Source organism: Staphylococcus sp. EZ-P03, from assembly GCF_003344575.1.
Classification (GTDB): domain Bacteria; phylum Bacillota; class Bacilli; order Staphylococcales; family Staphylococcaceae; genus Staphylococcus; species Staphylococcus simulans_B.
In genome coordinates this window covers 1-25713 of sequence record NZ_QPMO01000016.1, presented here as the reverse complement: position 1 = coordinate 25713, position 25713 = coordinate 1, and the positions used below count along the sequence as shown (strand labels likewise).

Genomic DNA, 25713 nt, shown 5'->3' with positions numbered 1-25713 from the left:
GTTTCTATAGTGTCTTAGGTGCCTGATTCATGAATGTCTCATTTAAACGTTCTGTGGTCATTGCGTCTTTACTTGGTCCGAAGTAGCGCAATGTTTGGTTTAATAAAATAATGCGGTCAAAGTAGGTTGTCGCCTTTGATAAGTCATGATGTACGATTAAGATTAATTTGCCTTTTGCTTTTAATGCTTCGATCTTCTCCATAATCAATTGTTCGCTGGTGAAGTCGATGCCGACAAAAGGTTCATCTAATAAGTAAAGGCTGCTTGTAGTCATTAAAGCACGAGCGACTAAGACACGCTGCAATTGACCGCCGCTGAGTTGAGAAATCTGACGTTTTCGCAAATGCGTCAGCTGCATGTCTTCTAAAAGTGCTGTTAAACGTTGTTTGATGTTTGCAGAAGGGCGTTTAAACCATCCGATATCCTTATAGGCACCAGATAAGACAACACCTTCAACATCGATAGGAAAATCTAAATCTAAGTAAGCTTTTTGCGGTATGTATGTAATATTCTTCAGTTGTGTCTCGATGGGTCGGTTATCCAGCAAACGCTGACCTTGTGATTTGAATTCTCCGATTAACGCTTTAATAAGTGATGATTTACCAGCACCGTTCGGACCGATAATGCCGATAATCTCACCATGAGTCGGAATAGATAAGCTGATGTTGTGAAGTACATGCTTATTTCCTAAGTGTAAATCTAAATTTTTAATTTCTAACAATACCACACCTCCTAAAATAATTTTTAGGCTAACCTAATTTATTTCATAATAAGTCATGAATTTTCGCTTGTCAAGTCTTTTCGTGATACAATAAAGTGAATCTGGATGGAAGGAACGGTGACAAGATGTTAACGGAAGAAAAGGAAGATTACCTAAAAGCGATTTTGAATAATGGCGGCGCAACTTCATTCGTTACAAACAAACAACTCTCTCGGTATTTAAATATTAAACCCCCATCCGTGAGTGAGATGGTCAATCGTTTGGAAAAAGCAGGCTATGTGACTACGAAACCTTATAAAGGTGTTAAATTATCTGAAGAAGGTTTTAATCATACATTAGAAATTATTAAACGCCATCGCTTATTGGAACTTTTCTTAATCGAAATATTGAAGTACAACTGGGAAGAAGTGCATCAAGAAGCAGAGGTATTAGAACATCGTGTATCGGATTTATTTGTAGAACGTTTAGATGCACTGTTGAATTATCCGACAACCTGTCCGCATGGCGGAGTGATTCCGCGCGACGGCAATTTCGAGGAGATTTATAATCTTTCATTGAAGGAATTTGAAGCTGGAGATCGTGTAACTATCAGACGTGTCCGAGACCGTACTAAATTATTGATTTATCTCTCAAGCAAATCTATTTCTATCGGTGATGAAGTCACAGTAGCATCACGTGATGACACTAACCAAGTCATTGCGATTCAAAAAGGTGAAGATCCGTTGATTATCTTAAGTTATGAAAATGCTGATCACATTTTTGGTGAGAAAATAGATTAATACTGGCTACAGAGGCGTAATCTTTGATTGCGTCTTTTTTTATGCGCAAATTGAATCAGACTTAAAGCGGATTTAAATGGTTGTATGATGCGTTATAATCTATGAAAAGAGAAATGGAGTAATAGATTATGGATATAAAAAGAAAGGGCTCATTAGAAATATGGACAATGATTTTAAGTTTCATTGTGTTAGTGTTTACGATGCTTGGTGTATGTCTGCATATTGGATTTGTACATAAAATAGATTTAGCCGCATTTAATTGGTTTGATCGTATGTTTGAGGAGCCTGCAATGAATTATAGCGGCGGTTGGTTTAATGATATCATGACAATAGTAGCCTCTTACGGGGATGTTTTAACTTTTGTTTTGCTGTCAATTGCAGGTGCGATTATATTAATTGTAAAACGGTATTATTTACTGAGCTTATGGATACTTGCGACAGTAGGGTTCGGTGGAATTTTAGGGGTTATCTTAAAAGCGGTTTTTCATCGCAGTCGTCCCTACGATCACTTATTAGTAGATACCGGCTTTTCATTCCCTAGCGGCCACTCGCTATCAAGTACATTGATTGCGATGATTTTATTAAGTGTGGTGATGCCCAAATTCAGTAATAAAGCACTGCGTTTTACAGCTTATGTGATGATAGCAGTGTTATGGGGGAGTATCTTATTTTCAAGATTGTATTTCCATGCACATTTTTTAACCGATGTCCTTGGAGGTACAGCATTAGGTATATTATGGGTATTAGGAATGAAATATATCGGTCATCTCATCACACCTTTCTTACAAAAGCTGCCGCTGCTGAAGAAAAGTAAAATTTATACGCTTTGTACAAAATAAATAGGTGAAGTACAAGCTCAAAGATACAAAAAGCAACTGCCGGCTGATTATCAGTCTGGCAGTTGCTTTACGTTGCACAGTTATTTAATTTGTTTGCCCCAAATATTTAAATCTAAGCGCTTGTTATCAATGTGTGCAATTTGCGGTAATTCTCCCCATAGTGCATAACCCAGTTTTTTAAATAAATGGTTGCACGGTTGATTTTGCGCAAAGACATAACCGGTTAAGAAACGGATACCTAATGCTTTTGCTTCTTGTTCTAAACGTTCCATCACTTTGGTGCCGACCCCTTTGCCGCGCAAGTCTTCGTCTAAATAGATGCTGAGCTCTGCTGTTTCATCATAAGCAGGGCGGCCATAAAAGTGATTCAGACTCGCATATCCGATAGGGCGGTCTTCTTCATCGATGACAGTGAATAACGGACGTGTAGCGTCATGTTGATCAAAAATCTTAGCCAATTCCTCTTCAGTCACTTGATTGATATCAGCTGTAATATTTCTTTCTGCTATTGCTTGGTTGTATACCTTGGTAAATAAGGGTAATTCGATTTCTGTTGCTGGACGTAGCTTTACCATTTTCATCACCTTAATTTTGGAATAGTAAAATGTTTACAATAGAATACACGATATAGATGTTAAAGGCAATCCATAACAAACTGAACACAAAAACAGGGATGCCTGTTAACTTGCGCAGTGCCAAACCGTCCCAATCTATGTGACGGGTAAACGTTAATATTGCAATAGTCCAAGTCGATTGCAGCACTTCTCCGAATAGGACACCTAATATAAAGTGATACACAATCGACAATACAATGACGATAAATTCTGGCTGTCCATTTTGAATTAAACCATAAATCATGAGTGCTAACAATAATGTTAATAAAATCGGAATCCCTTTACGTGAAGTGATGATGACGAAATATATAAATAAAGCTGTATAACTTAAGACAAAGAGCGAGGGGTAATGATAGTAGCCTGCAAATAATCCAACAGCCAGCATAATCGGCGGCATCATATAACCGCCGAGCGTGGTAATAATCATTGTACTTCTATGTCTGGCTCTAGTTATTGCGAACCCTTGTCGCGATGTTTCGATTCTTTCTCTTCTTGAGGTTACAATCACTAAGTCTTCTGTGTGTCCGCCGCTGATTTTATTAAATAAGATATGTCCGAATTCATGTGTCAAAACAGGAATATAATTTAAAATAACATCCAACATCGCAAAACTTGAGCTGTGACGTTTTTGATGGACAACGATATAAGCTATCGCTATTAATACAACCCAATATAAATGGAGTGTCATGGATGTACTGAGAATATCTTTGATAAGCTGCATAATCTAACCTCTTAAATGTAATAGAAAAAAGTTGAGATAGCGCGACCTCAACTTTAAATTCATGTCTATTGTATTAAAAATCTCCTAAGATTGTCTTGCGTCTTCGGACCTATTTTAGTCTAACGGTACATCTTTGATATAACGTGCAGGATTGCCGGCATAAACTTTATTTGCGGGTACATCTTTAGTCACAACACTGCCGGCACCGATAATCGCATTGTCGCCGATAGTAATACCTGACAAGATAATGGCACCTGCACCGATCCAAACGTGATTGCCGATTGTAATAGGATACCCTAATTCTAAGCCTGTTGCGCGTTCTCTTGGATTCAGAGGGTGTGTAGCAGTGATTAATTGGACGTTCGGACCGAGCAAAACATGGTCTCCGATTTTGATTTTAGCAACATCTAACATTATCGGGTTGCAGTTAGCATAAAAGTGATCTCCGATTTCAATGTTATAACCGTAATCAAAATGAATATCTGGTTCAATGAAAGGATTTTCTCCGCATTTGCCTATACTTTGTTTGAATTGCTGCATACGTTCTTTGATAGAGAATGCATTATTGATTGCTTTGTTCGCATGCCGTGCTTTATGCCGTTCTTTTACAAGTTCAGGGTCTCTTGAATCATACAGTTCGCCATTTAACATTTTTTGTTTTTCAGTCATCATTTGTATCCTACCTCATTCATTCTATAGTGCATTCAGAATAGCACTTTTTGTTGTGAATGCAATCAATTCATCTGAAGTGTATAATGATAGAAATAAGGAAATTCAACCAGAGGCGTAAGATAGGAGTTTGAAGCGATGAGAAATCACATACATAAACATAATAAAGTAGATATTTTATCCGTGCCATTTGATGATGTGACAATGCAGGAAATGAGAGAAGCGGTACATGATTTTATAGAAAATGATACGACAGATAATATGTTTGTAGTGACTGCGAATCCGGAAATCGTTGATTATGCATTAGAAGATCACAACTATCATGCACTCATCAGCGAAGCAGATTATATCATTCCGGACGGAACAGGCATTATTCAAGCCGGCCGTATTTTAGGTATACCGTTAAAAGAACGTGTGCCGGGAATTGAATTTATGGCTGCTTGTTTAGAGATTGCAGAACGTTATCATCAACGTGTCTTCTTGTTAGGTGCAGCTGAAAATGTAGTACATGCGGCAGTGCGTGAATTGCAGAATAAATATCCGAATATTACTTTTGATGCACATCACGGCTATATCGATTTAGATGATGAAGCGGTGATACGCCAAGTCAGCCGTTTTAATCCGGATTATGTCTTTGTAGGTATGGGTTACCCTAAACAAGAACAATGGATTAAACAACATCGCCATCGCTTGCAGCACACATTGCTTATGGGTGTGGGCGGTTCGATCGAAATTTACAGCGGCACTAAAAAACGTGCACCGTATCTCTTCCGCAAAACCAATCTTGAATGGTTCTATCGTTTGATTACGGATTGGAAACGTATGGCTAGAATGCGACGTTTGCCTAGTTTTGTGACCAAAGTCTTTCGCAAACGATTGAAAAAGTAAATAGAAACTGTGTATGTTTAAGTTATTCATTTTAGACATTGCAGTGACAGGGAGTGTGGCATAGAATCACGCTCCTTGTTTTAAATTTTAAGATGCGTCTAGCTTATCAAGATAAAGTGCAGTCTTGCTTTGTTAAATATTTGCACATAACATTAAACAAACCGCTATAATGTAAACAACAATAATAGAAGGAGTGACATGCGTGGCTAGAAAAACAATCAATGCGATGAAAGTTTCAAGTGTATATCCGCACTATGTAACTAAAGTAGAGAAAAAAGGGCGCACAAAGGCAGAGTTGGATGAAGTGATCACTTGGTTAACCGGTTATGATCAAGCGGGTATCGAAAAAGTTTTGGAAAACGGGACTACGTTTGAGATTTTCTTTGAACAAGCACCGCAGTTGAATCCAAATCGTAAAATGATAACAGGTGTGATTTGCGGCGTACGTGTGGAAGAAATCGAAGAACCTTTAATGCAGGAAGTCCGCTATTTGGATAAATTAGTGGATGAATTAGCAAGAGGGAAAAAGATGGAGAATATATTGAGGAAGCCTTGATGTGAAGCGGTTTCAATTTTTACAGAATCATGAACATGTTCGTATGTCGATTGTCAAATCGAAATTGTTACGATATAATGAACATAATTTAAAAAACAATTTCTATGAGAAAGATACAAGATACAAAATTTAAGTCAGAGAGAGAAAGTCATAGGCTGGAAACTTTCTTATCACTTAAACTGTGTCTTACTACTTTCGAGATGTATATGAAAATATACCGATTTATGACATGTTACGTCATACCAATGAGGAAACAAGCAAACAAACACGTATGCTGTTATACGGCAGGTTGTATCCAGCTTGTTTCGAATGTGGGTGGTACCACGAGCATAAACTGCACTCGTCCCTTTTATCTAGGGGATAAGTGCAGTTTTTTATTTCAAAAATATGGATTATAAGAATTTAAGGAGGCAATTATTATGTCAGAACAAGTCATCGTTACTTTACCAGATCAACGCAAATTGGAGGTGGAACAAGGCACAACACTTTACCAAGCAGCTCAGCAAATCGGTAGTTCATTTGCGAAAAAAGCCGCAGTTGCGAATGTAGATGGTACATTATATGGTTTAAATGAATACATCAATGAAGATTGCCAAGTTGAATTCTTCACATACGAAGATGAACAAGGCTTAGAAGCCATTCGTTACACATTAGGTTATTTAGCAGGAGAAGCTTTAGCAAAACAAGGTGCAAAAGTAGCTGGTTTCGGTGCGAATAAAGAACAATTCTTTGTGGATTTCAAACCAGAAACTAATTTAAAAGCAGCTGACTTAGAAGATGTCGCAAAAGCAGTGAAAAAAGCAATCAGTGCCAATCATCCGATTGAAATCCGTGAATTATCTAAACTCGAAGCATTAGACCAATTCAGTGATAATGCATTTATGCAGCACCATATTGAACAAGCACAAGAGCCTGTTAAAGTGGCAGTACACGGCGATTATAAAGCAGTGATTGATCAACCATTAGTCAGCAACTTATCAAAAGTGAAACACTTCAGCTTGCAATCTATCTCAGCAACTAACTGGTTGCGCGATGTTAATAATGAATCATTGCAACGTGCGGCAGGTTTTGCGTTCGCAGATGCTAAAGCTTTAGAAGAACACTTAGCATTCATTGATAAATATGAACAAATCAACCACCGTCGTTTAGGTAAAGAATTAGATATCTTCTCATTCTCTGAATATGCACCAGGTATGCCGTTCTATGCACATAACGGACAAGTGATTCGTTTAGAGCTTCAAAATATGTTGAGACAATTACAGTTTGAATCAGATTACGAAGAAGTTTATACACCATTCATTATGGATGAAACTTTATGGAAAAACAGCGGACACTGGGATCACTATCAAGATAATATGTACTTCACTGAAGTAGACGAACAAACATATGCCTTAAAACCAATGAACTGCCCAGGTCATATGTTGATTTATAAAAATCATCTTCATTCTTATCGCGATTTACCGATTCGTATGGCAGAATTCGGCCAAGTACATCGTCATGAGTTAAGCGGTTCTTTAAATGGTTTATTCCGTGTAAGAACATTTAACCAAGATGATGCACATATCTTTGTACGCCGTGATCAAATCGAATCAGAAATTTTAGAAGTACTTGGATTAATCCATAAAGTATACAGCGTGTTCGGCTTCGATTACAGTATTGAATTATCAACACGTCCAGATGATTATATGGGTGAAATCGAATTATGGGATTTCGCAGAACAATCACTTGAAAATGTATTAAACCAACATAACTTTGAATATACAGTCAATGAAAAAGACGGTGCTTTCTATGGCCCTAAAATCGATATTCACATCAAAGATGCATTAGGCAGAAGCCACCAATGCGGTACTGTACAACTTGATTTCCAAATGCCGGAAAAATTCGACTTAACATTTGTAAATCAAGATGGTGAAAAAGAACGTCCAGTTGTTATCCACCGTGCTATTTACGGTTCAAGCGATCGCTTTATCGGTATTTTACTTGAACACTTCGGCGGCAACTTGCCATTATGGTTAGCTCCTGTTCAATTAGAAGTGATTCCGGTTAATGCAGACTTGCATTTAGATGCTGTGAAAGATTTAAAACGTCAATTAAAAGCAGAAGGTTTCAGAGTAGACTTAGATCTTTCAGATGAAAAAATGGGATACAAAATCCGTCAAGCACACTTGAAAAAAGTACCTTATACACTTGTAGTCGGTGACAATGAAGTTGAAAATGGTACTGTCGCAGTAAGAAAACGCGGCGATTCTGAAGAAACTAGCATCGATGTCAAAGATTTCATCAAACAATTGAAAGCTGAAAGAGATGTATTGAATTCAGTGGAATAAATAAAATGATGCAGTAATAAACCAATAAAAATAACGCATTGCAGTTGAAAGGGCAGCTGCAATGCGTTTATTTTGTTAAGGGTTATTTTTATAGATTTCAGTGTTTCAATTAAGAAGTTGAGGGAGCTTAATTGAACACGTTTTGACATTTTTTTGTTAAGGGTTATCAGAATGCAGGGCTGTTCACATTCTGAAATGTCGTGTGATTTAAGCGGTCGTTTGATTAACGGCCAGGTTTACATATACAATCTCATGCTTTGAATCGATGGTTGTATTTCAGAGCGACTTTAGAACTCTGTTTGATTTAAGTTAGGGTTGTGGTCAAGTATGAAATAGTACGGTATAGCTTTAATAGGGTTGAGGGATCTGCTGGTCGTACCTTATTTCATCACTTGATAGCGTTTAAGTGTTTTAACGCGAATGGTTGAAACCATCAATGAATGATAGCATCTGGCTATTTAGCATGAACACTGACTTATCGTTAGGGTTGTAAATAGTTGTTAGGGTAATGTGTGTGTCCGTTCGCCACGGCTCGCTAAGGGTTGCTTTTTTCAATCACTGTTACTATAGGGGATTTGCAAAGCAATGGTTGAAGCAGACACACTTTTCAATTTCGTACGCATCAGCAAGGGCTGTCAGCTTAATGCGCTTCAAGGGTTCATACAGTGCCTTACTATAGTGGTGAGCGTAAAGCGTTGTATATTATTTTAGAAATGAATGGTTGTTTATCAGATAAGTTCAACGTCATTGTATATGGAAAATAAAAAACTCGATCCTGTTTACATGCATCACCTCCTTGAAATGTCGTTTCGAGTTTCAAAGCGGGTTAGTAAACAGCACCGAGTACCTTACACCAATCCTGGAAATATTTGGTTTTATTCTATATTACGGTCAAATACAAAGACTGAAATGACCTCGTCATCTTCTAAATTTACGTCTGTAAATAGTTTTACAAATTTAGCGCCTACTAAATCTTCCATTTGTGTTGGAGGATGCTGCTTATAAAGCTGTTTGATTTCTTCTGTACGTCCGAATTTAAGCATTCTTTCAAATTCTTTGCTTTCGGTATTACGCAAATAGAAATTTTCAACTTTGCTTAGGCTGCCTGTCATATGAGCGATTGCCCAGTTGTCTTTGAAAAACACTTTGGTTTGTTCTGGTCCTTTGCCTATGTGTGATTTACGATAAGCACGGACAAGATTCGCAAAGGCTTGTGTTTTGTTTTGGTTAGCTATATCAATCACCTGCTTACTAGAGAAATGATATGACATATTGAGTTCAGGCTGTATTGCATCGATACATCTTCACTAAAATTTAATGAAGCATGCAGCAACGCTGAATATTATGCTCTGATCAAAATGCCGCGTTACAAGTGAGTAAGACATTATTTAAAGAGCAGCTTTAATGTGCCTGTTATTTTTACACTTGTATTTAATAATAATACTTTTTGCGCTTGATTTAAAGGGGTTTGTTTCAAAAATTGCTGATTCAGTCTGAGTTGTCTTGCAGGTTCCTTTACTTCATCACAAATCGTGTTTCGTCTAATTGTTTGCGGAATGCTTTTTGGTCTGCTTTTGATTTCTTTTTAAAGTCCTTTAAGAATTGTTCGTATTTCGGCAGAACCTCTTTCACATCTCCGAAATCTTTGAGACGGCCGCCCTCAATCCAAGCAATTTTAGTACAGAATTGACGGACTTGGCCGATATTATGACTCACGAAGAAGATAGTTTTTCCAGCTTCTTTGAACTCGTGGATTTTGTCTAATGATTTTTGCGTGAATGTTTGGTCGCCTACAGATAACGCTTCGTCAATTACTAAGATATCGGGATCGATAGTTACGTTGATAGAGAAGCCGAGTTTTGCGCGCATACCGCTTGAGTACTTTTTAACGGGTTGATAAATAAACTCGCCAAGTTCGCTGAATTCTACAATTTTAGGTGTTAATGCTTTGATTTGTTTGCGGTTGAACCCCATACAAAGCATTTTGAATTCGATATTTTCTAAGCCGGTCAATTGCGCGTTGAGTCCTGCGTTAATCGCAATAACACTCACTTCGCCGTTCTTTGTGATTTTGCCTTCTGTATTTGAAAGCGACCCTCCGATAATGTTGCTGAGGGTAGATTTTCCGGAACCGTTGATTCCGACTAAGCCGATGACATCTCCTTTATAAGCTGTCATCGAAACATCTTTCAAAGCGTAAAATGTTTTATTTTTATGATTAGGAATGAGCGCATCTTTGATTCGTTCTTTATTATTACGATAGATACGATATTCTTTTGTAATATTATCCATCTTTACAGATACATCTTTCATTGTATAACCTCTTCCTTAACCTCTATTTACTCTATTATAGTACAAATTGCGATGTCGAGAGGACAAAACGCATGTGTTTTCTTCAACGCTATAAATTTTACCATTTCTTGAAGAATAGGTCATTATTTTAGTGAGTGCAGTCATTTCTCCGTAAATAATAATGAAAATTATTCCAATCTATATTATAATTACGTATAATGTTGAGATGGATATATTTCAAGCATAGAGAAATTGTTACATAAGTGTATGTAATGAAAAAATGCGCAAAACGTTTGAAAGCGTGGTTTGAACATGGGAGCATTAATAACTGTTCTGAAAGAACATATTAAAGGATTTTACTTAATCCATAGGTTAGCACAATTCCAATTAAAAATTGCTAACCATAACAACTATTTAGGTACAGCGTGGGAAATTATCAACCCGCTGATCCAAATCTTGGTTTACTGGTTCGTGTTCGGTTTCGGAATTCGTACGAACGCACCGGTTGACGGTATACCATTCATCTACTGGATGCTTGTAGGTATCAGTATGTGGTTCTTTATCAACCAAGGTATTTTAGATGGGACACGTTCGATTGTATCGAAATTCAATCAAGTTGCTAAAATGAACTTCCCATTATCTATTATTCCGACTTATACCGTTACTTCAAAATTATACGGACATTTAGCATTACTTGGGATTATTATCATTTTCTGTATCGGTTCAGGAATTTACCCGACGATACACATTATTCAATTATTCTTATACGTCCCATTTGCTTATATCTTCACAAGTGCTGTAGCGTTGTTGACTTCAACACTAGGTGTATTGATTCGAGATACTCAAATGATGATGCAAGCGTTAATGCGTGTATTATTCTATGCGTCTCCGATTTTATGGGTCGCAAAACCTGGTACGATTGTCCAAAAGATTCTGATGCTGAATCCGATGTATTTCATCGCAGAATCTTACCGTGCAGCAGTGCTGTATCATAACTGGTACTTTATTGAACACTGGGAACTCGCGGTGTATAACATATTTATCGTATTATTCTTATACTTTGTAGGTTCTATTCTGCACATGCGCTACAGAGATCAATTTGCAGACTTTATGTAAGAAGATGAGCGATTCAACTCCAAGCATGTTTAGCGTGTTTGGAGTTTTTTTACAAGAAAACAGAGGTGAAATCCATGAGACAAGTCATTAAAAAGGTTTATTTGATGACCATCAAAGTGTTGAACACGCTGCTGTATAAAAAGAAAATCAAAGCGAATCATATTGTTTTATTTATGAGTTTTAAAGAAGATGTCTTGCCTTTAGTTGAAAGATTCAATAAAGAAGGGTATGACTTAACCGTTATCGGCAATGTGATGGATAAAAAAAGTGTCTCAGACTTTGAACGTGTTAAATTTTTAGCCAACGGCAATAAAAATGTCGTTGCACAACTCAATGCACTCGCAACAGCTAAAGTAATTTTTATTGATAATTATTACTTGCTGATGGGCGGGTATCGTAAAAAAGCAGGGCAGACGGTTATTCAAACATGGCACGCAGCAGGCGCTTTAAAGTACTTCGGATTAAAAGACCATTCCGTTGACTTGGCAAATAGACAAATGGTGAATCAATATATGCGTGTCTATAATGCGACTGACCGTTATTTGGTCGGAGGGGCACCGATGGAGATTTGTTTTACTAATGCCTTCAGCGCTAAACCGCACCAAATGCTTCGTTTTGGTTTGCCTAGAATGCAGCGTTACTTTACAGTGAATATAGAACAGCAAAAAGAAGAACTGAAACAACGTTATGGTATCAAAGGCAAACTTGCAGTATATGTACCGACATACAGAGAAAATCATCAAGCGAACAGAACGATAGATAAGAAACGTTTTGAAGAGGCACTGCCAGGTTTTACAGTTATTAATAAATTGCATCCTGCAGCTGTCAAGTTAGGTGAAGTGTGTACGATAGCGACACAGCATTTATTCTTAATGGCAGATGTAGTCATCACAGACTACAGCTCTCTGGCAATTGAAGCCGGACTGATTAATAAACCGGTGCTCTTTTACGTTTATGATCAAGCAGAATACGAGAGCGAACGCGGCTTGAATCATTTCTATTGGCAGATACCTGAAGAATATAAAGCCTATAATGAAAATGAGTTGCTGAGCAAGTTGCAAGAAGGACGCGAACACTATCCGCCGCTCTTTAAAGATTGGCATAGTTACAATAGCAAAGAAACAATGAATCAAATTTCAAATTATATAAAAGAATTGGTGAAACGATGAAAATATCTATTATTATTCCTGTTTATAATTCAGAAGATGTCATTAAAAAAGCAGTGAGCTCTATCGATACGAAGTATGATCATGAAATTATTTGTATCAATGACGGCTCAACAGATAATACTTTAGAAGCACTTGAAACACTGCAAAAAGAAAATAAACATGTCAAAATCATCAGTCAAACAAATAAAGGCGCAGCCGCAAGCCGTAATGTCGGTTTAGGGCATATTACCGGAGATGTCTTTATGTTTTTAGATGCGGACGATGAATTCTTGCCGAGTCGGATTGATGTGATGGCACGCCGTTATGAACAAAATGAAGATGTTGAAATTGTCATCGGCCAAACAGGACGCGACTATCACGGCGAGTGGCGTACGTTCCCGACACACGAGGAAATCAAAAAAGATGAAATCGTTAATTTGTCGCAATGTCCAGCCATGCTGCAATCTATCGGACCGAGAGATAAAATGTTCAGTGCGCGCTTTAAGAACTTGCGCTTTGATGAAGATATTGTCTTTTGCGAAGAACATACCTTTATGGCGCATGCCTTTAATCAAGCGCATGACATTCAATTACTGCCAGATATTATCGCAGGTTATAACGTTCGAGAAAATTCGATTACAGCACGCAGTGTCGAACGCTTCTTCGACTATATGCATGATGCTTATATTGTTCGTCAGCGTGTTATGGACTATTTAAGAATGCCGAATGTGCAGCAATATTATAGTTATCGTATGGATGAACTGATTGTCAGCTATATGCTGCAGGCTTATGTGACTGAAAAGCCTAAAATGACACAAGCTTTATTAGACACAGTCATTCAATACATTGAAGGGATGCAGGGCACGCATTATGACGGTGATGCACTCTTTAGAATCGTTAAAGTTGTAGAAGGCGGATGCAGCGGATGGACGTTGCATTTCTATAAACAGTGGCGTGAAGCTTTAAATAAAGTGGGCATCGGACGTCCGAATTATTTAGCATTTAAAGCACAGCTTGTACCTAAAAAGACAGCATTCAGAGGTCGTGCAGCATTAAAAAGCGCACTAAAACGTTGATGTATTAAGTTTGTAAGTGAAATAATGTTGAAAGTGTGTTATTTTTTACAGTAGCTTAACATTGTAAAGGAGGGTTTAAATTTGAAGAGAGTAATCACTTACGGTACATATGATTTACTGCATTATGGTCATATTGAACTATTAAGAAGAGCGAGAGAAATGGGAGACTACTTGATTGTAGCACTCTCTACAGACGAATTTAACCGCATTAAAAATAAAAAATCATATTACAATTACGAACAAAGAAAAATGATGCTGGAATCCATTCGTTATGTTGACTTAGTTATTCCTGAGGATGACTGGGGCCAAAAAGAACGTGACGTAGAACGTTACGATGTGGATACATTTGTAATGGGTCATGACTGGGAAGGCGAATTTGATTTCCTAAAAGATAAATGCGAAGTCATTTATTTAAAACGTACAGAAGGCATTTCTACAACTCAAATCAAAAAAGAGTTATATGGCAAAGATGCTAAATAATATAACAACAGAGGCGTTACTACCGAATGAGTTTCGGAGGTAACGCCTCTGTTTTATGCTGTACTGTTGTTAAAGCTGCCGTATCTTATTTTTTGCGGCGGAACAGTTCCATAATCATGTAAATAACAATAGCAAGTGCTGCGACAACGAATGCGCCGCCGATAATTGTAAGCACCGGATGCTCACTCCAAGATGATTTCGCAAATGTCGTTGCTTTATGTGTCAATGGACGATTGACATCTACTGAAGGCGGACCGTAATCTTTTGAGATAAATGTACGATCATAATCGATATGCAGTTTGCCGTCTTCAATGACATATTTATAATCATCTTTTGTAAAGTCTTGAGGAAGGACATCGTATAAATCTTTTTCTACAAAGTAAGTTTTACCATTGATTTTGTGTTCGCCTTTAGACATGACTTTTACATATTTATATTGTTCGAATGATTGATTCATTAAGCTGTTGCCGATTTTGTTGCGTTCTTTGTCTCCGCCGAGATTTTTGAAATCACCGGCACCCATAATCGCTTGATCGATACGGAAGCCGTCTCGTTTAGTAGTTAAGGTATGGTTGTAATCCGCTACATCGCTTGAACCGGTTTTCAAACCATCTGTACCTGGAAGGCTTAATTCAGAACCTTCTAAAGACCAGTTGAACGTATAGTATGTCACACCGTGCTGTGTCGGTGCGATGGCTTTAGTGAAGTCTAATACCTTCGGTGTATCTTGAACTACTCTTTGAGAAAGGATCGCAAAGTCTCTTGCAGTTGCTGTACTGCGTGTTTCATCTTTGTAGCGTTCTGGCGCAAAGCTTTCCAATAATCTATTTTCAGCACCTGTCGGGTTCACGAAGTGCGTATGGTTCATGCCGATATCTTTAGCAGTTTCATTCATTTTATCAGTGAAATCTGAAGTAGAATCAGAAACTTGGTTCGCAAGAATCAACGCAGCTGCGTTGCTGGAAGCTGAAACTGTAATTTGAAGCAGCTCTCTGATCGTATACGTTTCGCCAGGATACAGCTTCGTGTTGCTGAGTTCTGGAAGTGTCGACATTCTATAGTTATCCTCTGAAATTTTGACGGTATCATCTAATGATAATTTACCGTCCTTTACTGCTTTTAATGTGAGGTACATAGTCATAAGTTTAGACATTGAAGCAGGGTACCATTTCTTATCCATGTTATAGTCGTACAAGACTTGACCTGTTTGGCTGATGTTGACTGCACCTTCAGGTTCAAATCCTTCGGAAATATTTTGTCCGCGTTCATTTGCAATTTGAACGGGGGATTTGGTTTGTGTGTCTGCATTTGAAAATGGTGTTATAATTGTACTTACGAAGAATATTAACATTGTCAGTATTACTATCTTTTTCATTATGTATTTTTCAGTCCTTCAACAAAAATAATTTCACAAGTAAAACTATTTTATCATAAAAGTAGTTTGAAACAAGTGAGTAAAATGCATAGGCGCAAGGATTACAAATGGTGTCAGTCTGAGGGATGTCTGACCGAAGTGTGCTCGGGGGGTCTAAAAACAGGACGAATGAAGAAACGTACATAAAGTGTAAATGTTTTGTGAAGATAATTTAAAAATATAATTGAGGTAAGCGTGAAAAATGAAACATTCTACTAAAACATCAAATCCACTCTTATTTTTACTTAAGAAACTGACATGGCCAATCGGCTTAATTGCGATTGCAGTATCCATTTCCTCATTAGGCAGTATCAGTGGTTTAATCGTACCTTTATTCACAGGAAAAATGGTTGATAAATTTACTGGCAGTCAATTCAACATGCAGTTTATTTTGATATTCATTATTGTTTTTGCGCTCAATGCAGTACTGAGCGGGATTGGTCTTTATTTGCTGAGTAAAATCGGTGAAAAGATTATATATGCGATTCGTACAGTCGTGTGGGAACATATTATACGTCTTAGAATGCGCTTCTTTGACGTGAACGAAAGCGGACAGCTGATGAGTCGGCTGACTGATGATACAAAAGTGATTAATGAGTTTGTATCGCAAAAACTGCCGAATGTCTTACCGTCCATTATTACACTGATCGGTTCGCTGATTATGCTGTTTATTATGGATTGGCAAATGACGTTGCTGACGTTTATTACGATTCCGCTCTTTGTGGTCATTATGATTCCACTAGGCAAAGTGATGCAGAAAATTTCTACGAAAACACAAGCTGAAATTGCGAATTTCAGCGGCTTGCTCGGTCGTGTATTGACTGAGATGCGCTTAGTCAAAGTTGCGAATACAGAACAAGTGGAGCTGGATAAAGCACATGTGAATCTAAAGGAAATTTATAAACTAGGTTTAAAACAAGCGAAGATTGCGGCGGTTATCCAGCCTATTTCAGGTTTGATTATGTTATTAACTATCGGAATTATTTTAGGGTTCGGCGGTATTCGTATTTCTTCAGGCGCAATCACAGCCGGAACATTGGTCGCAATGATTTTCTATGTGATTCAAATGTCTATGCCGCTGGTGAACCTTTCGACATTAATGACAGATTATAAGAAAGCTGTCGGTGCCAGCAGCCGTATTTATGAAATTATGCAAGAACCATTGGAAGAAGTGTATTTGCCGACGGGTCAAACTTTAGAAAACGGCAATATCGACTTTGAACATGTTCATTTTGCGTACGATACAAAAGAAGTCTTGCATGATTTGGAATTTGCAATTCCAAAAGGGAAAGTGACTGCCTTTGTAGGGCCTTCTGGTTCCGGTAAAAGTACCATTTTCAATTTGATTGAACGTATGTATGATGTGACACAAGGAGATATCCGTTATAACGGTGTTTCGATTTACAATCTTCCTTTATCCGATTGGCGAAACAAAATCGGTTATGTCATGCAGTCGAATGCGATGATGAGCGGTACAATTCGAGATAATATCTTATATGGTATTAACCGTGAAGTCACAGATGCAGAACTAATGAAATATACGCAACTTGCAAATTGTCATGACTTTATCATGGATTTTGATGAAGGTTACGATACTTTAGTCGGTGAACGCGGATTGAAATTGTCAGGCGGGCAGCGCCAAAGAATTGATATTGCACGCAGCTTTGTAAAAAATCCGGATATTCTGCTTTTAGATGAAGCGACAGCCAATTTAGACAGTGAAAGCGAGAAAAAGATTCAAGAGTCGTTAGAGACATTAATGGAAGATCGTACCACAGTTGTCATTGCACACCGTCTCTCTACTATCATGAAAGCAGATCAGATTATTTTCTTAGACGGCGGTCGTGTCACAGGTATCGGCAAACATAAAGAATTGATGGCTTCTCATCAAAAATACAAAGAGTTTGTGATGACACAAAAATTAACAGATTAAATGCATAGTATGATTAAAAGGTTGGAATTCAAAAGCGTTCCAACCTTATTTTTATTGCGATTTTAAATTGTTGAAGAAAAGTGACAAATCGAAAATCGTTGAAAATTTTTGATTCGTTTCTTGAAAAATCTAATTCAAAGGCATGAGACAACATGATATACTAAAAAAGCACTTTAATTTTTTACAATTTGTAAATACGAACAATCTCTGGTATTAGAAGGATATTGTATAGAACATAGGGAATAAAACAGTAAATTATGATTCTAACAGTACTGACTCGTACGTAATAAAGTTATAGAAATGGTGGGTGTAAAATGTATTTACTGATCAATATTGTTGGTTTGATTGTATTTTTAGGTATTGCGGTGCTTTTCTCTAGAAACAGAAAAGCGATTCAGTGGAAGTCCGTAGGTATCCTAGTAGTAGTTAACTTGATTTTAGCTTGGTTCTTCGTGTTCTTCCCATGGGGCAACTTAGCAGTTTCTAAAATGGCAGATGGTATTTCGTGGATTATTGAATCTGCAAATGCCGGAACAGGATTTGCGTTCCATAGTTTTGTAGATACAAAACAAATGGATATGGCGATTGCGGCATTGTTCCCTATCTTATTAGTCGTGCCGTTATTCGACATTCTAATGTACTTTAATATTTTACCTAAAGTTATCGGCGGTATCGGCTGGGCTTTAGCAAAAATCACTCGTCAGCCTAAATTCGAATCATTCTTTGGTATCGAAATGATGTTCTTAGGCAACACTGAAGCTTTAGCAGTTTCAAGTGAACAATTAAAACGTATGAATGAAATGCGTGTTTTAACAATTGCGATGATGTCAATGAGTTCTGTTTCTGGTGCGATTGTAGGGGCTTATGTCACTATGATTCCTGGTGAATTAGTACTTACAGCAATTCCATTGAATATTATTAACGCAATTATCGTTACTTCAATCTTAAACCCTGTCAGCGTTGAAGAACGTGAAGATATTATTTATCACATTCAACAAGAAGGCGTTGAACGTCAACCGTTCTTCTCATTCTTAGGAGACTCTGTTATTAATGCGGGTAAATTAGTATTAATCATTATCGCTTTCGTTATCAGTTTCGTAGCATTAGCTGATTTGATTGATCGTCTCATCCACATTCTTTCAGGTACTGTTATCGGCTGGTTTAATGTTAAATTCAGCTTTGGTTTAGATCAGATTTTAGGTGTGATTATGGTGCCGTTCTCATTATTGCTTGGTTTACCTTGGAGTGAGGCATGGCCTGTAGCACAACAAATGGCAAAGAAAATTGTCACAAACGAATTCGTAGTAATGGGACAAATCTCAGATGCGGTTAAAACATACGATCCGCACAGAAGAGCAGTTATTTCAACATTCTTAGTATCATTTGCGAACTTCTCAACAATCGGTATGATTATCGGTACATTAAAAGGAATTGTCGACAAGAAGACGTCGGACTTTGTATCTAAATATGTACCTATGATGTTATTATCTGGTATTTTAGTATCATTATTAACAGCAGCATTCGTAGGATTGTTTGCTTGGTAAGCAATGAACAAAAAAGCACGATATTCGGAGGCTTCATCCGAGTATCGTGCTTTTTCATTTCTAAAACACAGAAAACAGGTTAATGTATGTGGGGAGACACAAACATTACCTGTTTTCAACGGGAAATGAATTTGATACACGAAGTCAGTAAGGACTAGGTACTGAACGTGCATTCGAGCGAAAATTTTGCTTGTTTATTGTAAACAACACAAAGGAGATAACTTCCTTAATCTCTTGATTAAGGAAGTTGAAATTTATTATAGCAAAGCTTTCACACAAAGTAAACAAAATTTTCAGAATAATTAATTTAATATTTCATCCGCCGTGATTCTGCGGTCCAACATTGTAGGTGTAAAGGGGACTGTGCTAGTATTTAAATTGTCTATACAATTTTATAAGGGGGCGGTTGGTATGAATAAAAAGACATGGCGTGATATAGCACTGGTTGTATTCGGAAGCTTTATGTTTTCTTTTGGTGTTAACACGTTCATCATTTCCGCACAATTAGGTGAAGGCGGCGTAACAGGACTTTCTATCGTATTGTACTACGCATTCCATCTTTCACCTGCCGTTACAAACTTTGTGTTGAATGCGATTTTAATTGTAATCGGTTATAAGTTCTTAAGTAAACGCAGTATGTATTTAACTATTCTTGCGACTGTCTTGATTTCAGTTTTCTTAAGTTTAACGGAATCATGGCATGTTGAAACAGGGAATATGATTGTAAATGCAATTTTCGGGGGTTCTTCTGTAGGACTAGGCATCGGGGTGATTGTTCTAGCAGGAGGTACAACAGCAGGTACAACCATTTTGGCGCGATTAGCCAATAAATATTTAGATGTCAGTACATCTTATGCATTGTTATTCTTTGATTTAATTGTTGTTGCGATTTCAATTACTGTTATTCCGATGAGCAAAATTTTAGTGACAATTATTTCATTATATATCGGAACAAAAGTAATGGAATTTGTAATTGAAGGTTTAAATACGAAGAAAGCGATGACGATTATTTCGAGCCGACCAGATGAAGTGGCTAAAGTCATTGATGAAAAGGTCGGACGCGGGGTTACGATTATGGATGGCCGCGGCTATTTCTCTAAAGAAGAGAAAGAGATTTTATATGTCGTTATCAGTAAGACGCAAGTCTCTAAAGCGAAACGACTTATCCGAAAAATTGATGAGCAAGCCTTCTTAGTCATTCACGATGTGCGTGATGTATACGGCAACGGCTTTTTAGTAGATGAATAACTGTAAAGGGATCGAGGCATTTGCCTCGATTTTTTGCGTTCTGTGCAATAATATTTGTTAGGAAATGAGCAGAAAAGATGTTATAATGTATCCTATGATAATGATTATCAATTACAGTTTGGTAATTGAGATAAAGTGATAAACACAACTATAAGGTATTTGAGATACACACAATTATTTTGTAAATAGATGTATAGATTATGCGAAATTGAAGATAGCGGCAAACCTTGAAATGAGGCGGTTATTACGGTAACTGTATTCAAGGAATCAATGTCGTATCCAACGGAGGATGAAGTATATTGACTAATCGTTTAAATGGTCAGCAAGTGACAATTGGATATGGGGATCATGTAATTGTCAATGATTTAGATGTAGAGATTCCTGATGGTAAAGTAACGTCAATTATTGGGCCTAACGGTTGCGGTAAATCGACATTGTTGAAAGCATTATCTAGATTATTAGCGGTCAAAGGCGGACAAATTACGCTTGACGGCAAAAATATTCATACACAATCAACAAAAGAAATCGCAAAGAAAATTGCGATTCTGCCTCAATCACCTGATGTCGCAGATGGTTTAACTACAGGTGAATTGGTATCTTATGGTCGCTTCCCGCACCAAAAAGGTTTCGGACGTTTAAGTGCAGAAGACAAAGCAGAAATTGATTGGGCACTTAGAGTTACGGGCACATACGACTTTAAACACAGACCGATTAATGATCTGAGCGGCGGACAAAGACAACGTGTCTGGATTGCGATGGCATTAGCTCAAAAAACAGATATTATTTTCTTAGATGAGCCTACTACTTATTTAGATATCAGCCACCAACTAGAAATTTTAGAGCTGGTTCAAGAATTGAACCGTGAACAAGGCTGTACAATAGTTATGGTCTTGCATGATATCAACCAAGCGATACGTTTCTCAGATCATTTGATTGCGATGAAAGCAGGAGAAATTGTATCCAGCGGCGAAACACAAGAAGTGTTGACGAAAGATATTCTAGAGAGATGTTTCAATATTGATGCGGAACTCAGTACTGATCCGAGAACAGGCAAACCTATGCTTGTGACGTATGATTTATTGTGCAAACATTACTCGAAAGTGTGAGGCAATCATCAATGGGTGAGAGAGAGAAAAAACAGAGATACACCAAATTTACAGCAACACTATGTATATCGCTGATATTACTTTTAGTCATGCTGGTGCTGTCCATTTTATATGGAGATGCGCATATTCGTTTATCAACGATTTATGATGCGATTTTCCATTATAATGCCTCAAATGAACAGCATAATATTATCAGTGAAATCAGAATACCGAGAGACTTAGGCGCTATTTTAGTCGGCATGGCTTTAGCCGTTGCCGGTGCAGTTGTACAAGGCGTGACGAAAAATGGTTTAGCTGACCCGAGTTTAATCGGTTTAAACGCAGGTGCCAGCTTCATGCTGGCTTTAACCTATGCATTCATGCCGCAAGCTGCATTCGGTATATTGATGCTTGCTGGTTTTATCGGGGCAATCATGGGCGGTACGATTGTATTAATGATGGGCCGCTCTCGTACAGATGGTTTCAATCCGATTCGTATTATATTAGCGGGTGCTGCAGTCAGTGCTTTCCTTACGGCATTAAGCCAAGGTATCGCACTGGCTTTTAAATTAAACCAAGATCTTAACTTTTGGAGTATGGGCGGTGTTTCCGGTACTACATGGTCACAGCTGAAGTGGAGTGCGCCTGTCATCTTGATTACGATTGTATTGATTGTTTTATTAAGCAGACAATTAACTATCTTAAATCTTGGTGAAAGTCTTGCGAAAGGCTTAGGACAAAATGTCGGTTTTATCCGAGCATTGAGTCTGGTTTTAACGATGCTGCTGGCTGGTATTGCCGTTGCGATGGTAGGTCAAATTGCCTTTGTCGGTTTGATTGTACCGCATATTGTACGCTTTTTAATCGGTACAGATTATGCCAAAGTCATACCCGTCACAGCAATATTGGGTGCACTGTTAGTACTATTGGCTGATACTGCAGCGCGTATGCTTGGCGATGCACCTGTCGGTGCTATCGTGTCATTTATCGGTGTGCCTTACTTTATCTATTTGATTAGAAAAGGAGGGCGCACGATATGATAGAGAAAAGTTTAAGAATCAAACAAATTATCGTATTGACGATTTTGATTATACTGCTTTTGTGTGCATGTGCTTGGAGTATGACTTCAGGCGAATATCAAATGTCTATCGGTACATTTTTTAAAACACTGTTCGGCTTTGGTGAATACACAGACAGTTTAATTTTATTAGAGTTCAGAATGCCGCGAATGCTGATTACTATTCTTGCAGGTGCTGCCTTAAGTTTAAGCGGCGCAATGATGCAGAGTGTGACGAATAACCCGCTTGCAGAGCCGGGTATCCTTGGTATTAATGCGGGCAGCGGTTTCTTTATCGCATTGTTTATTGTTATCGGACAAGTCAATGCGGACAGCTTTATTTATGTATTGCCGATTTTAAGTATGATCGGCGGTATTTTAACAGCGCTGGTTATTTTCTATTTCAGTTATTCTAAAGAACGCGGCATGACACCTGCGAGTATGGTGCTCGTCGGTGTAGGTTTATCGGCAGCTTTATCCGGCGGTTCCCTGACTTTAATGTCAAAATTTGATAAAGACCAAGCTGAATTTATGGCGACATGGCTGGCCGGAAATATTTGGGGTGACGAATGGACATTTGTTATCGCATTGCTGCCGTGGCTGATAGTTATTGTACCGTTCTTATTTATGAAAGCTAATACGCTGAACATCTTAAATACCAACGAACAATTAGCACAAGGCTTAGGTGTGAATGTCAGACGTGATCGCATGGTCATTTTACTGCTGGCCGTAGCGTTGTCATCGGCAGCAGTCGCAGTCAGCGGCGCCATCAGCTTTATCGGTTTAATGGGTCCGCACATTGCGAAGACGATTGTAGGACCGAGACACCAATTATTTATGCCGCTGGCGGTTGTAATCGGAGCTTTCTTACTGGTCTTTTCTGATACAGTAGGTCAAGTGGTTTTACAACCTTCCGGCATTCCTGCAGGTATTGTCGTTGCTTTAATCGGTGCGCCGTATTTCTTATATCTGATGTATCGTACTAAGTCCTTCTATTGATTGTATTTGAAATTATATGTATAAGGCTGAAAGATATTGATGTGAAATCAAGAAAATATATGATAGAATTATGTTAATTGTAGATAAAATCTGTTCAACTATAGGAGGACATTGGCATGAAAGATTTAATAAAGCGACATGTCTTAAACGGTGAATTTGAATCAGTAAAACGATTAATGTCCGAATCAGATTTTATGGAATTTGAAGAACATTACATTTCAAGTGCGCATGAAGTAGAAAGTATCATGTTTTACACGTGTATCTTAGATATGATCAAAGATGGAGAAACTGCCGAAATGCACGATTTAGCATTCTTGCTGCTGGTTTATCCATTAAGCGAATTAGAAGGTGCGCTTGACTCTGCTTATTATCATGCTGAAGCTTCCATAAAACTCACTGAGGGCAAAGAAGTGAAGAGTTTACTACAAATGTTGTTACTCCATGCAATTCCTGAACCTGTTATTTCTGATAAAAAAGCTTTCGATATTTCTAAACAGATTTTGAAGCTGGATCCGAACAATAACGTAGCCCGTAATATTCTTAAACAGACAGCGAAACGAATGGATAACGTTGTGGTCAGCATTGACGAACTTAATCAAAACCGTGATGCAAAATAATAATCAACCCATTACAGAGAGTACCGTAAAAGGTGCTCTCTTTAGTTTTTTTCTGCAAGGAAAAACGATACTTAAGTATTTCTAATGATAACGTTCACAAAGTTTAATGAGTAATTCTATCGAGTTGAGGGTAATTTATTGTTGTGTTTGTTCAATTACACAGAACGCCTATTGCGCTTTGTGGTAGTTTATTGTTACTATAAACTTTTCATGGAAAAAGTAATGGCCTTTTCAGACAGAAACGCTATGGATAGTAAGTAAAACGTTGGCAAGCATTGGTTTAATTACACGAGGAGGTATTTAACGTTATTATGACGTTTAATAAAGAAACTGTAAAAATTGGCTTTGCCTATGTCGGTGTAGTCGTCGGCGCAGGTTTTTCAACAGGTCAAGAAGTTATGCAATTCTTCACCGAGTTCGGCTTATGGGCTTATATCGGTGTATTACTTTCAGGAATTATCTTAGGATTCATCGGAAGACAAGTAGCGAAAATCGGAACGGCTTTCGATGCTGAAAACCACGAATCGACTTTGTCTTATTTATTTGGGAAAGGCTTAGGACGGATCATCGACTATATTTTAGTCTTCTTCTTATTCGGAATTTCTGTCACAATGATCGCAGGGGCAGGTTCTGCATTCCATGAAAGTTACGGCATACCTACATGGTTAGGTGCCTTGATTATGGTTATCGCAATTTACATTACATTATTGATGGACTTCAACAAAATTGTTCGTGCATTAGGTGTAGTCACACCATTCTTAATCATTTTAGTGATTATTATTGCAGGAACATATTTAGTGAAAGGTGAAGTGCCAATCAGCGAAATCAACGCGACAATGCCGAAAGCAAATCCATTATTAGGTATCTTCTGGGGTACTGTATACGGCGGTTTAGCTTTCGCAGTTGGATTTAGTACTATCGTTGCAATCGGCGGTGATGCAAGTAAAAGAAAAGTATCTGGTGCCGGCGCATTATTCGGCGGTATCGTTTATACGATTCTATTAGCTCTAATCACATTTGCATTGCAAACGGAGTATCCAACAATTAAAGACGCGGCTATTCCAACATTGAAATTAGCACATGGTATTCACCCAGCTGTGACAATTGTGTTATCGGTTGTAATGTTAGCCGTAATGTACAATACAATTTTGGGTCTGCTGTATTCATTCGCAGCAAGATTTACAACACCATACAGTAAGAAATACCATATTTTAATCGTGATTATGATGTTAGTAGGTTACGGATTAAGTTTCGTAGGCTTCTCAAGTCTGATTAACTTCTTATATCCTATGATGGGTGTTATCGGACTCTTAATCGTAGTCGGCGTATTAATTAAGTATTTCAAACGTAAGAAAGAAAATGAACAACATATCGCATAAAAGCCCAATTTGTTAATTTACTTGATATAGCAAAACAAAAATGAAGGTCAACTTATTGTAAAAACAATAAGGATGAAAATAGTAGAACATGGCGCAGCAGATGATGCTGCGCTTTTTTAAGGTTCTCCACCATTTGTGGTGGGTGAATAATTTAAAGAACTTAATTTTGATTGGAATTCTTCGAATTCTATCATTTAGACAACCATCCGAT

At 37.8% G+C, this 25713-nt stretch carries 24 protein-coding genes; 17 read left to right on the top strand and 7 right to left on the bottom strand.

The window, feature by feature from the left end; genetic code table 11:
• Positions 1-4: 4 nt before the first annotated feature.
• Positions 5-721, bottom strand: coding sequence for a metal ABC transporter ATP-binding protein (locus tag DVJ99_RS08655; RefSeq protein WP_114603921.1), 717 nt, complete (start codon positions 719-721; stop codon positions 5-7).
• A 125-nt stretch (positions 722-846) separates the two neighbouring features.
• On the opposite strand from DVJ99_RS08655, the gene DVJ99_RS08650 reads away from it, so the two are divergent.
• Positions 847-1500: a metal-dependent transcriptional regulator gene (locus DVJ99_RS08650; RefSeq protein WP_105993445.1), complete on the top strand. Its 654-nt coding sequence runs from the start codon at positions 847-849 to the stop codon at positions 1498-1500.
• Positions 1501-1628: 128 nt separating this feature from the next.
• Positions 1629-2339 carry a phosphatase PAP2 family protein gene (locus DVJ99_RS08645; RefSeq protein WP_114603920.1) on the top strand — a complete coding sequence of 237 codons (711 nt, stop codon included), beginning with the start codon at positions 1629-1631 and terminating at the stop codon, positions 2337-2339.
• 80 nt (positions 2340-2419) lie between these two features.
• Here DVJ99_RS08645 and DVJ99_RS08640 read toward each other — a convergent pair whose 3' ends face one another.
• The 3 genes from DVJ99_RS08640 to DVJ99_RS08630 all read right to left on the bottom strand — a co-directional run bounded on the left by DVJ99_RS08640 (position 2420) and on the right by DVJ99_RS08630 (position 4346).
• Positions 2420-2914: a GNAT family N-acetyltransferase gene (locus DVJ99_RS08640; RefSeq protein WP_114603919.1), complete on the bottom strand. Its 495-nt coding sequence runs from the start codon at positions 2912-2914 to the stop codon at positions 2420-2422.
• A 10-nt stretch (positions 2915-2924) separates the two neighbouring features.
• Entirely contained in the window at positions 2925-3674 is a 750-nt protein-coding gene (locus DVJ99_RS08635) for a M50 family metallopeptidase (protein WP_114603918.1), read from the bottom strand.
• Between the two features lie 114 nt (positions 3675-3788).
• The gene (locus DVJ99_RS08630) at positions 3789-4346 is read right to left on the bottom strand and encodes a sugar O-acetyltransferase (RefSeq protein ID WP_114603917.1); all 558 of its coding nucleotides are present in this window, start codon (positions 4344-4346) and stop codon (positions 3789-3791) included.
• A 135-nt stretch (positions 4347-4481) separates the two neighbouring features.
• Between DVJ99_RS08630 and tarA the strand changes: the two genes are divergently transcribed.
• The 3 genes from tarA to thrS all read left to right on the top strand — a co-directional run bounded on the left by tarA (position 4482) and on the right by thrS (position 8114).
• Positions 4482-5231, top strand: a complete 750-nt coding sequence (tarA, locus tag DVJ99_RS08625; RefSeq protein WP_114603916.1) for an N-acetylglucosaminyldiphosphoundecaprenol N-acetyl-beta-D-mannosaminyltransferase TarA — start codon at positions 4482-4484, stop codon at positions 5229-5231.
• Between the two features lie 226 nt (positions 5232-5457).
• Positions 5458-5787, top strand: coding sequence for a DUF2200 domain-containing protein (locus DVJ99_RS08620; protein ID WP_114603983.1), 330 nt, complete (start codon positions 5458-5460; stop codon positions 5785-5787).
• Between the two features lie 419 nt (positions 5788-6206).
• Positions 6207-8114: a threonine--tRNA ligase gene (thrS, locus tag DVJ99_RS08615; RefSeq protein WP_114603915.1), complete on the top strand. Its 1908-nt coding sequence runs from the start codon at positions 6207-6209 to the stop codon at positions 8112-8114.
• A gap of 875 nt (positions 8115-8989) precedes the next feature.
• Here thrS and DVJ99_RS08610 read toward each other — a convergent pair.
• Positions 8990-9358 (bottom strand): Na-translocating system protein MpsC family protein, encoded by a 369-nt coding sequence (locus tag DVJ99_RS08610; protein WP_481900534.1) that lies wholly within the window; start codon positions 9356-9358, stop codon positions 8990-8992.
• A 271-nt stretch (positions 9359-9629) separates the two neighbouring features.
• On the bottom strand, positions 9630-10427 hold the full coding sequence (gene tagH, locus DVJ99_RS08605; RefSeq protein WP_105993455.1) for a teichoic acids export ABC transporter ATP-binding subunit TagH: 798 nt from the start codon (positions 10425-10427) through the stop codon (positions 9630-9632).
• Positions 10428-10718: 291 nt separating this feature from the next.
• Between tagH and DVJ99_RS08600 the strand changes: the two genes are divergently transcribed.
• The 4 genes from DVJ99_RS08600 to tagD all read left to right on the top strand — a co-directional run bounded on the left by DVJ99_RS08600 (position 10719) and on the right by tagD (position 14226).
• Complete coding sequence (locus DVJ99_RS08600) at positions 10719-11522, top strand: ABC transporter permease (protein WP_105993456.1); 804 nt, start codon at positions 10719-10721, stop codon at positions 11520-11522.
• 74 nt (positions 11523-11596) lie between these two features.
• Complete coding sequence (tarB, locus tag DVJ99_RS08595) at positions 11597-12691, top strand: teichoic acid glycerol-phosphate primase TarB (protein WP_114603913.1); 1095 nt, start codon at positions 11597-11599, stop codon at positions 12689-12691.
• Entirely contained in the window at positions 12688-13746 is a 1059-nt protein-coding gene (locus DVJ99_RS08590; protein WP_105993458.1) for a glycosyltransferase family 2 protein, read from the top strand. The genes tarB and DVJ99_RS08590 overlap by 4 nt, the downstream gene beginning before the upstream one ends.
• Before the next feature lie 81 nt (positions 13747-13827).
• Positions 13828-14226, top strand: a complete 399-nt coding sequence (gene tagD / locus DVJ99_RS08585) for a glycerol-3-phosphate cytidylyltransferase (RefSeq protein WP_105993459.1) — start codon at positions 13828-13830, stop codon at positions 14224-14226.
• 85 nt (positions 14227-14311) lie between these two features.
• Here the strand turns inward: tagD and pbp4 are convergent, their stop codons facing one another.
• Positions 14312-15601: a penicillin-binding protein PBP4 gene (gene pbp4, locus DVJ99_RS08580; RefSeq protein ID WP_114603912.1), complete on the bottom strand. Its 1290-nt coding sequence runs from the start codon at positions 15599-15601 to the stop codon at positions 14312-14314.
• Positions 15602-15842: 241 nt separating this feature from the next.
• Between pbp4 and DVJ99_RS08575 the strand changes: the two genes are divergently transcribed.
• From DVJ99_RS08575 to DVJ99_RS08540, 8 genes are all read left to right on the top strand, one after another.
• Positions 15843-17573: an ABC transporter ATP-binding protein gene (locus tag DVJ99_RS08575; RefSeq protein ID WP_114603911.1), complete on the top strand. Its 1731-nt coding sequence runs from the start codon at positions 15843-15845 to the stop codon at positions 17571-17573.
• Positions 17574-17887: 314 nt separating this feature from the next.
• On the top strand, positions 17888-19117 hold the full coding sequence (locus DVJ99_RS08570) for a NupC/NupG family nucleoside CNT transporter (protein ID WP_114603910.1): 1230 nt from the start codon (positions 17888-17890) through the stop codon (positions 19115-19117).
• Between the two features lie 411 nt (positions 19118-19528).
• Positions 19529-20365: a YitT family protein gene (locus tag DVJ99_RS08565; protein ID WP_114603909.1), complete on the top strand. Its 837-nt coding sequence runs from the start codon at positions 19529-19531 to the stop codon at positions 20363-20365.
• A gap of 299 nt (positions 20366-20664) precedes the next feature.
• Positions 20665-21471: an ABC transporter ATP-binding protein gene (locus DVJ99_RS08560; protein WP_114603908.1), complete on the top strand. Its 807-nt coding sequence runs from the start codon at positions 20665-20667 to the stop codon at positions 21469-21471.
• An 11-nt stretch (positions 21472-21482) separates the two neighbouring features.
• A complete protein-coding gene (locus DVJ99_RS08555; RefSeq protein ID WP_114603907.1) occupies positions 21483-22490 on the top strand; it encodes a FecCD family ABC transporter permease in 1008 nt (335 codons plus the stop codon).
• On the top strand, positions 22487-23506 hold the full coding sequence (locus DVJ99_RS08550; RefSeq protein WP_114603906.1) for a FecCD family ABC transporter permease: 1020 nt from the start codon (positions 22487-22489) through the stop codon (positions 23504-23506). Before DVJ99_RS08555 ends, DVJ99_RS08550 begins: the two co-directional genes overlap by 4 nt.
• 116 nt (positions 23507-23622) lie before the next feature.
• On the top strand, positions 23623-24123 hold the full coding sequence (locus DVJ99_RS08545; RefSeq protein WP_105993467.1) for a hypothetical protein: 501 nt from the start codon (positions 23623-23625) through the stop codon (positions 24121-24123).
• Positions 24124-24434: 311 nt separating this feature from the next.
• On the top strand, positions 24435-25502 hold the full coding sequence (locus DVJ99_RS08540) for a YkvI family membrane protein (protein ID WP_114603905.1): 1068 nt from the start codon (positions 24435-24437) through the stop codon (positions 25500-25502).
• Positions 25503-25713 lie beyond the last annotated feature (211 nt).